We start from the raw sequence: 14,262 nt of genomic DNA on the forward strand, positions 1-14,262 counted from the left end.
CCGCAGCAATGGATATGTACACCGACAAACCGCCATCGCCGGCAAGCCGGCTCCTACAGTTTGTGCCAGGCCTTAGATACGACGCCGGCGATTGAGCTGCGGAATGGCAGTCTCAAGCACTTCCACCCGCTGCACCTGGGCCACCGTGCAAGCCGCCAATTGCGCCAACGTCGGCTGGCTGAACAACGTGCGCGCATCCACCTCCAACCCCGCCTTGCGCAAACGAGCCACCAAGTTCACCGCCAGCAACGAATGCCCACCCAACTCGAAGAAGTGGTCATGCCGCCCCACCCGCTCCAACTTCAGGACATCGGCCCAGATGCCCGCCATCAAGGTCTCCACCTCGCCAACCGGCGCCTCATAAGCCCGACTGAGCACCGACTCCAACCCCGGCTCCGGCAGGGCCTTGCGGTCCAGCTTGCCCGCCGGATTCAGTGGCAGCGCCTCCAACTGCACAAACGCCGCCGGCACCATGTACTCGGGCAACTGCGCCAGCACATGTGTGCGCAACGCCTCCAACGTCGGCGCCTCCCCTCGCACGGTGAAATACGCCACCAGGCGCTCATCCCGAATCAACACCGCCACTTCGCGCAACGCCGGGTGCGCCGCCAACCGTGACTCGATTTCCCCCAGCTCCAGGCGCACCCCGCGCAACTTCACCTGGAAGTCATTGCGCCCAAGGAATTCGAGGTTGCCATCCGGCAGATAACGCACCAGGTCGCCGGTGCGATACAGCCGATCGCCCTCGACAAACGGGCTGTCGATAAACCGCTCGGCCGTCATCTGCACCAACCCCAGGTAACCACGGGCAACCCCTACCCCACCAATGTGCAGTTGGCCGCTGACACCCATCGGCACTGGCGCATCGTGCTCATCGAGCACATACAGGCGCGTGTTGTCTATCGCTCGGCCAATCGGCAACTGCAACGCCGGCACCGGCGCGCCGGGCTCCAGCGTCCAGGCGCTGCTGTCCACCGTGGCTTCGGTCGGGCCGTAGACGTTATGCAAACGCACGTTGGGCAAGCGGGCCTGCACGCCCCGGGCCAGGGCTTCGGTGAGTTCGCCACCGCCACACAGCACGTCAGTGAGGTTGGTGCACAAGGCAGACTCTTCCAACTCAAGGAACTGCTGCAACATCGCCGGCACGAACTTGATCACCGTGATCTGCTGCTCGCGAATCACCTGTGCCAGGTAAGCCGGTTCGCGGTGGCCGTCGGGCCGCGCCAGCACCAGGCGCATGCCGTTGGTGAGCGGCCAGAACAGCTCCCACACCGAACCGTCGAAGCTGAACGGCGCACGCTGCAACAACGCCCCGCCTTCAGCGTTCGGGCACAGCCGGGAGCCCCAGTGCATCAGGTTGCCCAGGCCGCGATGCTCGATCATCACGCCCTTGGGCGTGCCGGTGGAGCCGGAGGTGTACATCACGTATGCCAGGTTGGCGACGCTCAGGCCCGGCACCAACGGGTTGCCGCTGGGCGCCTGGCTCCAGGCGCAGTGGTCGAAGTCGATGACCGGGATCGATACGTCACCCGTAAGGTCACGGGTCGCCGCGTGCACCAGCAGCGCCACCGGCTGGCTGTCTTGCAGCATGTAGGCGAGCCGCTCGCGGGGGTAGCCCGGGTCCAGCGGCACATAGGCGCCACCGGCTTTGAGGATGGCCAGCAAGCCCACCACCAGGTCCAGCCCGCGTTCGACGCACAGCGCCACCCGCGCGTCCGGCTGCACACCGCGCTCGCGCAGGTAGAAGGCGAGTCGATTCGCGCGCTCATTGAGTTCGCGATAAGTAAGCTGCCGCTCGCCGGCCTGCACGGCAATGGCGTGGGGAGTATGCCGCGCATGGGCTTCGAACAGCGCTTGCACGGTGAGGGTGTCGGGGTAGTCGGTCTCGGTGGCGTTGAAGTCCAGCAGCAGGGTGTTCAGTTCACCGGCGGGCAACACCGGCACCTCGCGCAATGGCGTTTGCGGCGCTTGCTCCAGCGCGTCCGCCAGGTGGATCAGCACGGTTTCCAGGTAGTCCAGCAGGCGCTCGGCCCCCACCTTACGCGGAGCCTTGGCCTTGATCAGGAAGCCACTGGCGGTGTCGTCCACGGTGAGCATCAGCGGGTAGCTGAGGATGTCTTCGCTGCTGATCAAGGCGATGCCCGGCACCAGGGTCAAGTCGCGCTCGGCATCAGTGTGGCGGTAGTTGAGCAAGCTGTTGAACAGCGGCGAGGCGCTGCTGCAACGCTGGGCCAGGGCCAGGGAGGCCTGCTCGTGGACCAGCAACGCGCTGAGCCGCGCGTGGGTGTCGCGCAGTGCATCGGTCACGCTCTGGCCGGCCAACCGCAAGCGCAAGGGCAAGGTGTTGATGAACATGCCCAGGGCGCGGTCGGCGCCCTCACCCGCCTGCAAGCGGCCGAGCAACACGGTGCCGAACACCACGTCGTCACGACTGCTGACCCGGCCGAGTACTTGGGCCCAGGCCAGGTGGAACAGGCTGGCGACGCTGACCCCCAGGCCACGCGCCTGGGTACGCAAGCGCTGATTGAGCTGATCGCTCAATGGGTGTTCAGCCTCTTCGGTCTGTGCCCGATCCGCCTGGCGCTCCTGCAAGCCAAACGCCAGGGTCGGCTCGTCCACGTCCCCCAGCTGCTCGCGGAAAAACCCCTCGTGCGCCGCTTGCCGGGCCGGTGAGCGGGCCTGCACCACCACGTTGCGATACGGCACCGGCGCCGGCAGCTGCGCCTGCTGGCCCAGCAAGTGGGCACGAATTTCCTGCATCAGGATCGTGGTGGACGTGGCGTCATTGACCAAATGGTGGAAGCGCAGCCGCGCGACCCAGCGTTGCGCGTGGGGTTCTTCGGCGTAGTCCAGGGCCATCAGCGGCGCCTGGCGCAGGTCCAGCGGCGCAGGGTGTTCGCCCATGGGTTCGACACGCAACTGCGCGGTGCGCCACACCACTTGCATCGGTTGTTCGAGCGCGTCCCAGACCAGGCTGGTGCGCAGGATATCGTGGCGGTTGATCACCTGTTGCAGGGCTTGCGCAAAAGCCTCCAACTGGTCGCGACGGGCAAAGCTGAACAGGGCCTGCTGCTGATACGGGTCGTGTTCATCGGTGATGTGGTGGTAGAGCAAGCCTTCCTGCAACGGGGCCAGTGGGTAGATGTCTTGTATGTTTTCCGCGCCACCGGGAATGCTCGCAACAATGCGCGCCAGGCTGGCAGGGTCCGGGCCGGCCAGTTCGGTTGCCTCCACGTCGCCGGCCGCACTCGCCGCTGCCAATGCCGCCAGGGTCGGCTGGCCGAACAGCACCTGCACATCGGCGCGCAACCCCACTTGGCGCATGCGCTGCACCAGTTGCACCGCCAGCAACGAATGCCCGCCCAGCTCGAAGAAATGGTCATGACGACCGATCTGCTGCACCTGCAACAGCTCGGCCCAGATCTCTGCCAGCAGGGTTTCCACGCCGGGGAGCGGCGCTTCATAGCGGCGGGTGACGAAGGCCTCCTGGGTAGGCGCCGGCAGGGCCTTGCGGTCGAGTTTGCCATTGGCGGTCAGCGGCAGCGTATCGAGTGCCATGTAGGCCGCCGGCAGCATGTAGTCCGGCAACGTGGCCTGCAAATGAGCTCGCAGGGCTTCGATGGCCACCGGTTCACGCGGGACGAACCAGGCCAGCAGTTGACCGTCGCGGTACTGCACCACGGCTTCCTGGACCTGGAGATGGGTCGTCAGGGCCGATTCGATTTCGCCCAGTTCGATTCGCACCCCACGGATTTTCACCTGGTCATCGTTGCGCCCCAGGTAGTCGAGGTTGCCGTCGGGCAGCCAGCGCGCCAGGTCGCCGGTGCGGTACATGCGGCCCTCGTTGAAGGGGTCGTCGAGGAAGCGCTCGGCGCTGAGTTCGGGGCGGTTCAGGTAACCCCGCGCCACCCCCTTGCCGCCTACGTAGAGTTCCCCCGCCGCGCCGAGCGGCACCGGGCGCTGTTGCTCGTCGAGCAGGTACACCCGGGCATTGGCGATCGGCCCGCCAATGTGCAACGGCCGGCCGATGTCCACGCGGCCCGACGTGGCGACCACCGTGGCCTCGGTGGGCCCATAGTTGTTGATCACATCAAACGTCTGCGCCCGAGTGAACGCACGCAGGCGATCACCGCCGATCAGCAACGTGTGCAGGGTCGGGTGTTCCAGGCGCTGGCTGAAGGCGTACTCCGCCACGGGCGTGGGCAGGAAGCACACGTGCAGCGGCTGCGCTTGCCACCAGCTCAGTAGCGCGTCGATGTCTTCTGCGCCCTCGTGAGCGGGTGGCAGGTACAACGTCGCGCCCACGCACAGTGCCGGCCAGACTTCCCAGGCCATCGCGTCAAAGCCGAACCCGGCGACGCTGGCGGTGTGGCTGCCGGCGTGCAGGTGGAACGCCTGGCAGTGCCAGTCCACCAGGTTCGACACGGTGTGGTGCTCGACCATCACGCCCTTGGGCAAGCCCGTGGAGCCCGAGGTGTAGATCACATAGGCCAGGTTGGACGAGGTGACGGCCACCCGGGGGTTGCTGCCCAGGTGGAAGATCGGGCGGTCCAGTTCGATCACCGGCACGTTCGATGCCGGCAGCCGGTGCAGCAGGTCGTGCTGGGTCAGCACCACCACCGGGGCACTGTCTTGCACCAGGTAATTCAGGCGCTCGGCCGGATGCGCCGGGTCCACCGGCACATAGCAGGCGCCGGACTTGAGAATCGCCAGCAACCCCACCAGGGTTTCCAGGCTGCGCCGGGCCAGGATCACCACGCGGTCATCCGGTTTCACGCCGTGTTCCAGCAGGCGATGGGCCAACGCATTGGCTTGTTGATTGAGCTGGGCGTAGGTCAGGTTCCGGCCCTGGTAAATCGCCGCGATGGCCTCCGGTGTACGGGCCGCCTGGGCCTCGATACGCCCGTGCAGGGTCTGGGGTTCACTGTTGGGTTGGGCGGTGGCGTTCCACCGTTGCAGCAGCGCCTGTTCAGCAGGCGTCACGAGGGAGAATTCGCCGACTTTCAACCCGGTGTCTTCCAGCCCCTGTTCCAGCAACCAGGTAAAGCGCTGCGCCAGTGCCTGGACTTCGTCGTGCTGCAAATAGGCTTCGTTGTAAACGCAATGCAGGCACGCGGTGTCCTGGTAGCGGTTGCTGCGCAAGTGGATGGCGAGGGGCAGCGGCTCATGCAGGTTGGACACCTTGACCGCCCGCGCCTGGACCTGGCCGTAGCGCAGGTCATGGTCGTCCTGCTCGAACGACACCGACAGGTCGAACAACTGGCCGCGATCCGCACGGCGCAGGCCCAGTTCGCGGTTCATCTCGCTCAAGGGAAAGCGCTGGTGGCGGAAGTCCTGCTTGAGCTGGTCACGCACACCGCGCACCAGGGCGCTGAACGGCAGCGCTTCGCTGAACTGAAAACGCACCGCACTGACCTGGGTGAACAACCCGACGGTAGAACGGAACCGTGCGTTGGAGCGATTGAGGATTGGCAACCCCACTGCCCACTCATCGCGCTGGTGAGTACGGGTGAAATACACGTACATCGCCGCCAGCAGCACATGGAACGCCGACGCCTGGTAACGGTTGGCCACGTGCTCCATGCGGTCGAGCAAGGCCACGGGAAACGCTTGCACGAGGGTATTACTGGCGGTTTGCGCGCTGTGCCGGGGTGTGAGCAACGGCTCCGGCAGCGCCTGGTACTTGCCCAGCCAATAGGCACGGTCACGGGCGTAGCGTGGCGACTGATGGTAACGCTGGTCGGCCTCGATAAAGTCGACATAGGACGGCGCCAGCGGCTCGGGTTGCCGCCCGTGCTCCAGGTCGGTGTACAAGCGGGCCAGGGATTGCAGCATTTGGCCGAAGCCCCAGCCGTCGAGGATCAGGTGGTGGGCTTGCGTGCCCAGGCGATAGTGGTTGTCGTCGAGCTTGACCAGGAAAAACCGGAACAGCGGCTCTCCCTCCATGGTATACGGCCGGGCCATATGCGCCTGCATCAAGGCCTGGGCGGCGGCCGACGGGTCGGGCAGCGCGGAAAAATCATGCAGGGCCACTTCGACCGGCAATTCGCTGACGAAGGTTTGCCGGGGCAGGCCATCGGCATCGCTGTGCAATTGGGTACGCAAGGCGTCGTGCTTGGCGACCAACTGCTCGATGGCGCGCTGAATCCGATCAGGCACCACCGCGCCGGCGAAATCGACATAACCGCCGATGTTGTACAGCGGTGAGTCGCCTGCACGCAGTTGGTCGAGCCAGATGTCCTGTTGCGCAGCGGTGAGGGGGAAGCTGGCCGGCAGGCTGGGGAAATGCTTCATAAGATCCTTCTCATGGGGGGCAGGCACTGGCCGCGCAGGGAGGCCGAAATTGCCGGATTTGAGCATGGGGGTGGGGGACTGTCTGTCACCCGAAACCCGGACACCCAAACGGATGGAAACGGGGCCTGCTGATGGTTCACTGCTGAATCGATTAAATGAGTGTAGGAAATTGGCTATATCTGGCCGATGTCACCTTTACCAAATTTGCCCCACATATAATTTTTTACTTTATTTTTCATATAGTTAAAAAACTCTAAATACCCTGAGTGAAATTTCTTCGGCGGAATAGGCCGTCAGAAACGTCGAATTAATGACGATGTTTTTATGGCAGCTTGTGTCCCACGTTCCCACTACATACGTAGGACAAATCCCCTGGCTAAATGACATCTCGAGCGCCGACTCACGTTCATGAGGAACGGATCGACCCCGCAGAGGCCCAGGGAGTCCGTTGACGGTGTACGACTTCAAGGATGAGATGGCTATGAGTTTGACGCGCAGCATCAACAACACGGAAAGCCCGCATTTCTACGCCGAAATGGGCGAGTTGATTTCCACCAGCGGCCACGAGGAATTTGCCAGCAAGATGCTGCACCTCGTGGACAAATGGGTGCCGATTCACCTGGTGGACTTGAGTGAATGGACCCTCGACGAACCTCGCGACAGCGCGCTCGACATCAAGCTGCTGGGCAGTGCGGGCCTGAACAAGGACCTGCCGACGTCCCAGACACTGCATTCGCTCAACGACCACCCGCTGCTGCGGGAAATGCTCGGCATGCAGGACCCGCTGCTGATCCAGATGAAGGCCAAGGCCAAGAGCACGCACCTGCGCGGCACGTCGCACCAGTGCAACCTGGTGTCACGCCAGGGCAACCGGCGCTGTGTGATTTCGCTGTACCGTTTGCCGGGCCAGCGCGGATTTTCCCTGGCGGAACTGTCGTTTCTCAAGAGCCTGTCGGAGACGCTGTTGCCGTTGATGGAGCGCCACGCACAGATCCTGCGTCAGGCGCCGCCCGCCTCCACTGAACCTGCGCACCGCTTGCTGGAACAGTCACAGTTGCAACGTGAGTTCTACAAACGCTTGTCCCTCAGCGACATCACCCTGTCGGCCCGGGAGCAGGAAGTGTGCCTGGGCTTGCTGACCGGCGGCACCGTGCCGCAAATGGCGGAAAAACTCAGCGTGAAAAACAGCTCGATCGAGACCTACCTCAAGCGCGCCGCCGCCAAGTTGGGCGTGAGCGGCCGCCATGGCCTGGCCAAATGGATGGTGGGCGCCTGATGAACAGACTGACCCTTACCGGCGTTGGCCTGGCCTGGATGCTTGGCGGCTGTTCGTTGATCCCCGAGTACCAGCGCCCCGAGGCGCCGGTGCCGGCACAGTTCCCGCAGAATGGCATTTACCGCCTGGCGCAGGCTGGCACCGTGGCAATCACGCCGGACTGGCGACAACTGTTCCACGACCCGGCCCTGCAGCAGTTGATCGGCGACGCATTGGCCAATAACCGCGACCTGCGGGTGGCAGCGCTGAATGTGGAGGCCTTCCAGGCGCAATACCGCATCCAGCGTGCGGACCTGTTCCCGGCGGTGTCTGCCACGGGGGCCGGCAAACGCCAGCGGCTGCCGGGCGACGTCACCGGCACCGGCAAACCCGCGATCACCTCCAACTACTCCGCCACCCTGGGCATCAGCGCGTATGAGCTGGACCTGTTCGGCCGCGTGCGCAGCCTCAGTGAACAGGCGATGCTCACCTACTTGGGCACCGAAGAGGCACGCCGCAGTGCACAATTGAGCCTGGTGGCCAACGTCGCCAATGCCTACCTGACCTGGCGCGCTGATCAGGAACTGCTGGCCCTGGCCCAGCAGACGCTGGTCGCCAACGATCACAGCTGGCAGCTGACCCGCCGCAGCAAAAGCGCCGGCAAAGCCTCGGCGCTGGATGCAGTGCAAGCCCGCACCGCGGTCGAGAGCACCCGTGCCAGCGTGGCCCGTTATGAACGCCAAGTGGCCCAGGACCTCAACAGCCTCACGCTGCTGGTTGGCGGCCCGGTGGATGAGCGCCTGCCGTCACGCCCGCTGGCCGACGACCTGGTGGCGCGTGTGCCGGCCGGCCTGCCGTCGGACCTGCTGCGACGGCGCCCGGACATCCTGCAAGCCGAATACCAGCTGCAGGCCGCCAACGCGAACATCGGCGCCGCCCGGGCAGCATTCTTCCCGTCGATCAGCCTGACCGCCAACGCCGGCAGTACCAGCAACGAACTGTCGGGGCTGTTCAAGGGCGGTGCGGGCACCTGGACATTCCAGCCGCAGATCAACCTGCCGATCTTCAACGCCGGCAGCCTGCGCGCCAGCCTCGACTACGCGAAGCTGCAAAAAGACATCGGCGTGGCGCAGTACGAAAAGTCCATCCAGACCGCCTTCCAGGAAGTCGCCGACGGCCTCGCTGCGCGCCAGACCTTCAACGACCAGTTGGCCGCGCAACGTGATTTCGTCGCCGCCAACCAGGCCTACTACGACCTGGCGCAGCACCGCTACCGCAGCGGCGTCGACAGCAACCTGACGTTCCTCGATGCGCAGCGGTCGCTGTTCGCCTCCCAGCAGGCGCTGATCGTCGACCGGCTGGCGCAGCTGGTGGCGGAGGTGAACCTGTACACGGCGCTGGGCGGCGCCTGGGATGTCAGCGCAAACCCGACTGCCGCAGCCGATACTCCCCCGGCGTCACCTGCGCATAACGAAGGAAAAACCGGCTGAAATAGGCCGGGTCCTTGAACCCCAGCTGGTAGCAGATCTCGTTGGCCGAGCTGCCGGTAAACAGCAGCAGGCGCTTGGCTTCCTGCATCACCCGTTCCAGGATCAAGCGCTTGGACGGCAGGTCGGCCAGGCGTCGGCAGACCTCATTGAGGCGCGCCTCGGTCACGCCGATCCCCTCGGCGTAGCGCGCCAGCGGCCAGTGCTCCAGGTAATGGGCCTCGATCAGTTCGTTGAAGCGATGAAAGATGCGCAGGTCTTCGTGCCGCGTCGGGCGTGACGGCAAGGAATGGGCGCACAGGCGCAGCAGGCGAAGCATGATCAGCCGCGTGAGGCTGTCCTGCGCGGCGGCGCGCCCGGGCCGCTGGGCGTTGATCTCGTCGTTCAAGTCTTCGAACAGCGCATCCAGCCCCTGGTCGCCGGCGGTCAACGCCACACAAGCGGCGCCGGAGGCCAGGCTGGGGTCGGCGTCGATCAAGGCCCACACCAATTGCTGGCGCACCGTCAGCACATGGCCGTCGGCGTCCGCTTCGGTGACGAAGGCGTGGGGCACGGTGGGCGGCGTGAGAAAAAACATCGGCCCCGATTCCACGTACTGGCGGTCATCCAGATACACCCGCACCGCGCCACTCTTCACGTAATGCACCTGGAAAAACCGGTCATGCCGGTGCACGGGCATGTTGCGCCCGAAAAAACCCGCCAGGTTGCCGAGCTTGTCGTAATGCACCTCGGCGTCGCTGTAACGCTGGTCGTAGACCTGCCCGATGTTGATGTTGGGAATAGGCTGCACGCTGCCCCCTTGTTGTTATTGGAGTGCGCCTGGATTTTGCCATGCTTGACGGTTGTTAACATATTAATTATAACGTTAACACATTAACGAACTGCCTATGCAGCAGTCGCCACCGCCAGGAGAAACGCATGAGCCGTACCCTGCATGATGTTGCCAGCGGCACCCTGTTCGGCGTTGCGCTGAACTACCAGGGCCTGCTGGACCAGCATCTCGCCGCCTTCCAGCAGGCGCCCTACCAGAAGCCGCCCACCCAGCCGGTGCTGTTTATCAAGACCCCGAATACGCGCAACGAGCACGCAGGTGTGGTGTTGCACCCACAGGGCGAGCGCCTGCAACCCGGCCCGGCGCTGGGTGTGGTGATCGGCGAACGCGCCAGCCGTGTCAGCCTGGAAAATGCCATGGCCCATGTGGCCGGCTATGTGGTGGTCAACGAGTTCAGCCTGCCGGAAGACAGCTACTACCGCCCTGCCGTCAAAGCCAAATGCCGCGATGGGTTCTGCGCGTTGGGGCCGCAACTGGTTCCACGTGATCAGGTGGCAAACGCCAATCAGTTGAGCCTGAAACTGTGGGTCAACGGTGAACTGCGCCAGGAAAACTCCACCGCGAATTGGGTGCGAGACATCCCGCAGTTGATCGCCGAAATCAGCGAATTCATGACCCTGCACCCTGGCGACGTGCTGATCACCGGCACGCCCGAAGGCCGCGTGGATGTAGTGCCGGGCGACAGGGTTGACGTCGAGATCAGCGGCGTAGGTCGCCTGACCAACCAGATCCAGGCGGAGACCCCAGCATGAAACACGCCCGCATCCGCTATGAACATGAAATCCATGCCGTGACGGTCGAGGCCGACAACGCCGTGCGCCTGAGCGACGGGCGCCTGCTCGCCGAGGACCAGGTCGAGTGGCTACCACCGGCCACCGGCAGCATGTTCGCCCTAGGCTTGAACTACGCCGACCACGCCGCCGAACTGGCCTTCACCCCACCGACAGAACCGCTGGTCTTCATCAAATCCGTCGGCACCTACACCGGCCACCGCCAGGTCACCTGGCGCCCGGACAACGTTGCCTACATGCACTACGAGTGCGAGCTGGTGGCGGTCATCGGCAAGGCCGCGCGCAACGTCAAGAGTGCCGACGCCCTGGACTACCTGGCCGGCTACACCGTGTGCAACGACTACGCGATCCGCGACTACTTGGAAAACTACTACCGCCCCAACCTGCGCGTGAAAAACCGCGACGCCACCACCCCGGTCGGCCCGTGGATCGTCGACGTGGCGGATGTGCCCGACGCGAGCAACCTGACCCTGCGCACCTGGATCAACGGTGAGCTGCGCCAGGCAGGCAGCACCCGCGACATGATTTTCGATATCCCCTACCTCATCGAATACCTGTCGAGCTTCATGACCCTGCAACCCGGCGACATGATCGCCACCGGCACCCCCGAAGGCCTGGCCGATGTGGTGCCCGGCGATGAAGTGGTGGTGGAAGTCGAAGGCGTGGGCCGCCTGGTCAACCGAATTGTCAGCGAGGCGGACTTTTTCTCCGCCCGGAAAGAGGCGTGAGCGACATGATCAAACACTGGATCAACGGCCGCGAGGTCGAGAGCAAAGACGTATTCATCAACTACAACCCGGCCACCGGCGAAGCCATTGGTGAGGTAGCCAGCGGCGGCGCAGAAGAAGTCGCCCAAGCGGTCGCCGCCGCCAAGAATGCGTTCCCCAAGTGGGCCAACACCCCGACCAAGGAACGCGCACGCCTGATGCGCAAGCTCGGTGAACTGATCGAGCAGAACGTGCCACACCTGGCCGAACTGGAAACCCTCGACACCGGCCTGCCGATCCACCAGACCAGGAACGTGCTGATCCCCCGTGCTTCGCACAACTTCGATTTCTTCGCCGAAGTCTGCACACGCATGGACGGCCACAGCTACCCGGTGGATGACCAGATGCTCAACTACACCCTCTACCAACCGGTAGGCGTGTGCGGGTTGGTATCGCCGTGGAACGTGCCGTTCATGACCGCCACCTGGAAGACCGCGCCATGCCTGGCCCTGGGCAACACGGCGGTGTTGAAGATGTCGGAACTGTCACCACTGACTGCCAACGAACTGGGGCGCCTGGCGGTGGAAGCCGGGATTCCCAACGGCGTGCTCAACGTGATCCAGGGCTACGGCGCCACGGCCGGTGATGCGCTGGTGTGTCACCCCGACGTGCGGGCGATTTCATTTACCGGCGGCACCGCCACCGGCAAGAAGATCATGCAGACCGCGGGCTTGAAGAAGTACTCCATGGAACTGGGCGGCAAGTCGCCGGTGCTGATCTTCGAAGACGCCGACCTGGAACGCGCCCTCGACGCGGCACTGTTCACCATCTTCTCCTTGAATGGCGAGCGCTGCACCGCCGGCAGCCGCATTTTCATCCAGGAAAGCGTCTACCCGCAGTTCGTCGCCGAATTTGCCGCCCGCGCCAAACGCTTGATCGTCGGCGACCCGCAAGACCCGAACACCCAGGTCGGCTCGATGATCACCCAGGCGCATTACGACAAGGTCACCGGCTACATCAAGATCGGCCTCGAAGAAGGCGCCACCCTGCTCGCCGGTGGCCTGGAGCGCCCGGCCAACCTGCCGGCGCATCTGAGCCGTGGCCAGTTCATCCAGCCGACCGTATTTGCCGACGTGAACAACAAGATGCGCATCGCCCAGGAAGAAATCTTCGGCCCAGTGGTGTGCCTGATCCCGTTCAAGGACGAGGCCGAAGCCTTGCAACTGGCCAACGACACCGAATACGGCCTGGCCTCCTACATCTGGACCCAGGACATCGGCAAGGCCCACCGCCTGGCGCGCGGAATCGAAGCCGGCATGGTATTTATCAACAGCCAGAACGTGCGCGACCTGCGCCAGCCGTTTGGTGGGGTCAAGGGCTCCGGCACCGGCCGTGAGGGTGGGCAATACAGCTTCGAAGTGTTTGCCGAGATCAAGAACGTGTGCATTTCCATGGGCAGCCATCACATCCCGCGGTGGGGGGTATAACCCGGCTCCCACAAGGATCTCATTACCATCACAAGAATAATTATTCAGGAGAATCATCATGGGCGAAGTGGTCCTGGCGGCGAAGATCTGCCACGTACCGTCGATGTACCTGTCGGAACTGCCCGGCAAGCATCACGGCTGTCGCGAAGCGGCGATTGCCGGGCACAAGGAGATCGGCCGGCGTGCCCGTGAGCTGGGCGCCGACACCGCCGTGGTGTTCGACGTGCACTGGCTGGTCAACAGCGGTTACCACGTCAACTGCGGCGCGCAGTTCCAGGGCACCTACACCAGCAACGAGCTGCCGCACTTCATCAAGAACATGGAGTACGCCTACCCCGGCTGCCCCGAGCTGGGCGAGTTGATCGCCGCCGAAGCCAACGAAGCCGGCGTGCGCAGCATGGCCCACAACATCCCGAGCCTGGAGCTGGAATACGGCACCCTGGTGCCCATGCGCTACATGCACATGGGCGTGCCGGAAGATGAAAAATTCAAGGTCATCTCCATCGCCGCCTGGTGCGCCTGGCATCGCCTGGAAGACAGCTTTGCGTTTGGCGCCGCCGTGCGCCGGGCCATCGAGAAGAGTGATCGCAAGGTGCTGGTGCTGGCTTCCGGTTCCTTGTCCCACCGTTTCTCGGACGACCGCCAGGCCGAAGCGAACATCCATAACTGGACCCGCGAATTCGACAAGCAGGTGGACCTGCACGTGGTGGAAATGTGGAAGCAAGGCCGCTTCAAAGAGTTCTGCGCCATGCTGCCCGACTACGCCGAGCACTGCTTCGGCGAGGGCAAGATGCACGACACCGCCATGCTTCTGGGGCTGCTCGGCGGGCCGGATTACGCCAAGCCGGCCGAGATCATCACGCCGCCGTTCGGCAGCTCGGGCACCGGCCAGATCAACGCGATTTTCCCGCTGTAACCCTGGGAGAAACCCATGCCGCACTTTATCGCCGAGTACACCGACAACATCGAACCACAGGCCGACCTGCCCGGCCTGTTTGACAAGGTCCACCGCGTGCTGGGGGACAGTGGCGTGTTCCCCCTGGGCGGCATCCGCAGCCGTGGCGTGCGCCTGGACACCTGGCGCATGGCCGACGGTCAGCATGACTACGCCTTCGTGCACATGACCCTCAAGGTCGGCCACGGCCGCGACCTGCCCACGCGCCAGGCGGTGGCCGAGGCGGTGTTTGCGGTGATCACCACGCACTTCGCTGAACTACAAGCGCAACGCTTACTCGCGCTGTCGTTCGAGATGGTAGAGCTGCACCCGCAGCTCAACTTCAAGCAGAACAATGTGCACGCCTTCCTGAGCCAACACACCCCCTTGTAGGAACTGGCTTGTTGTGGCGAGGACGCTTGTCGAATCGTCCCGTTCGACAGCGCAGCTGGAGCCGGCTTTTTGGGGGCGCTTC

The 14,262-nt window shown here is 64.1% G+C and carries 9 protein-coding genes; 7 read left to right on the top strand and 2 right to left on the bottom strand.

The genetic code is table 11. The features are described 5' to 3' along the window. Positions 1–72 precede the first annotated feature (72 nt). Entirely contained in the window at positions 73–6,294 is a 6,222-nt protein-coding gene (locus tag M2394_RS28210; RefSeq protein ID WP_259175429.1) for a non-ribosomal peptide synthetase, read from the bottom strand. Between the two features lie 481 nt (positions 6,295–6,775). On the opposite strand from M2394_RS28210, the gene M2394_RS28215 reads away from it, so the two are divergent. Next, positions 6,776–7,570, top strand: a complete 795-nt coding sequence (locus M2394_RS28215; RefSeq protein ID WP_178923178.1) for a helix-turn-helix transcriptional regulator — start codon at positions 6,776–6,778, stop codon at positions 7,568–7,570. Then, positions 7,570–9,039 (top strand): efflux transporter outer membrane subunit, encoded by a 1,470-nt coding sequence (locus M2394_RS28220; protein ID WP_178923176.1) that lies wholly within the window; start codon positions 7,570–7,572, stop codon positions 9,037–9,039. Before M2394_RS28215 ends, M2394_RS28220 begins: the two co-directional genes overlap by 1 nt. Here the strand turns inward: M2394_RS28220 and hpaA are convergent. Beyond that, on the bottom strand, positions 8,966–9,826 hold the full coding sequence (hpaA, locus tag M2394_RS28225; RefSeq protein WP_259175431.1) for a 4-hydroxyphenylacetate catabolism regulatory protein HpaA: 861 nt from the start codon (positions 9,824–9,826) through the stop codon (positions 8,966–8,968). The two genes, M2394_RS28220 and hpaA, sit on opposite strands and share 74 nt — an antisense overlap. Before the next feature lie 128 nt (positions 9,827–9,954). Between hpaA and M2394_RS28230 the strand changes: the two genes are divergently transcribed. Genes M2394_RS28230 through M2394_RS28250 form a run of 5 tightly spaced genes read left to right on the top strand, consistent with a single transcriptional unit; the run spans position 9,955 to position 14,180 of the window. Next, a complete protein-coding gene (locus M2394_RS28230; protein ID WP_259175434.1) occupies positions 9,955–10,620 on the top strand; it encodes a fumarylacetoacetate hydrolase family protein in 666 nt (221 codons plus the stop codon). Then, entirely contained in the window at positions 10,617–11,387 is a 771-nt protein-coding gene (locus tag M2394_RS28235; protein ID WP_259175435.1) for a fumarylacetoacetate hydrolase family protein, read from the top strand. The genes M2394_RS28230 and M2394_RS28235 overlap by 4 nt, the downstream gene beginning before the upstream one ends. Positions 11,388–11,392: 5 nt before the next feature. Beyond that, positions 11,393–12,853, top strand: a complete 1,461-nt coding sequence (gene hpaE / locus M2394_RS28240; protein WP_259175487.1) for a 5-carboxymethyl-2-hydroxymuconate semialdehyde dehydrogenase — start codon at positions 11,393–11,395, stop codon at positions 12,851–12,853. 58 nt (positions 12,854–12,911) lie between these two features. After that, entirely contained in the window at positions 12,912–13,769 is an 858-nt protein-coding gene (hpaD, locus tag M2394_RS28245; protein ID WP_178923158.1) for a 3,4-dihydroxyphenylacetate 2,3-dioxygenase, read from the top strand. Between the two features lie 15 nt (positions 13,770–13,784). Continuing rightward, positions 13,785–14,180, top strand: coding sequence for a 5-carboxymethyl-2-hydroxymuconate Delta-isomerase (locus M2394_RS28250; protein WP_178923156.1), 396 nt, complete (start codon positions 13,785–13,787; stop codon positions 14,178–14,180). Positions 14,181–14,262 lie beyond the last annotated feature (82 nt).

The sequence above is a fragment of the Pseudomonas sp. BIGb0164 genome, assembly GCF_024810135.1.
Classification (GTDB): Bacteria; Pseudomonadota; Gammaproteobacteria; order Pseudomonadales; family Pseudomonadaceae; genus Aquipseudomonas.

Bases quoted from the DNA above. Each gene is read 5' to 3' on its own strand.
- M2394_RS28235 (WP_259175435.1), top strand. From the start codon at position 10,617: ATGAAACACGCCCGCATCCGCTATGAACATGAAATCCATGCCGTGACG.
- hpaE (WP_259175487.1), top strand. From the start codon at position 11,393: ATGATCAAACACTGGATCAACGGCCGCGAGGTCGAGAGCAAAGACGTA.
- M2394_RS28220 (WP_178923176.1), top strand. From the start codon at position 7,570: ATGAACAGACTGACCCTTACCGGCGTTGGCCTGGCCTGGATGCTTGGC.
- M2394_RS28215 (WP_178923178.1), top strand. From the start codon at position 6,776: ATGAGTTTGACGCGCAGCATCAACAACACGGAAAGCCCGCATTTCTAC.
- M2394_RS28250 (WP_178923156.1), top strand. From the start codon at position 13,785: ATGCCGCACTTTATCGCCGAGTACACCGACAACATCGAACCACAGGCC.
- hpaD (WP_178923158.1), top strand. From the start codon at position 12,912: ATGGGCGAAGTGGTCCTGGCGGCGAAGATCTGCCACGTACCGTCGATG.
- M2394_RS28230 (WP_259175434.1), top strand. From the start codon at position 9,955: ATGAGCCGTACCCTGCATGATGTTGCCAGCGGCACCCTGTTCGGCGTT.
- M2394_RS28210 (WP_259175429.1), bottom strand. From the start codon at position 6,294: ATGAAGCATTTCCCCAGCCTGCCGGCCAGCTTCCCCCTCACCGCTGCG.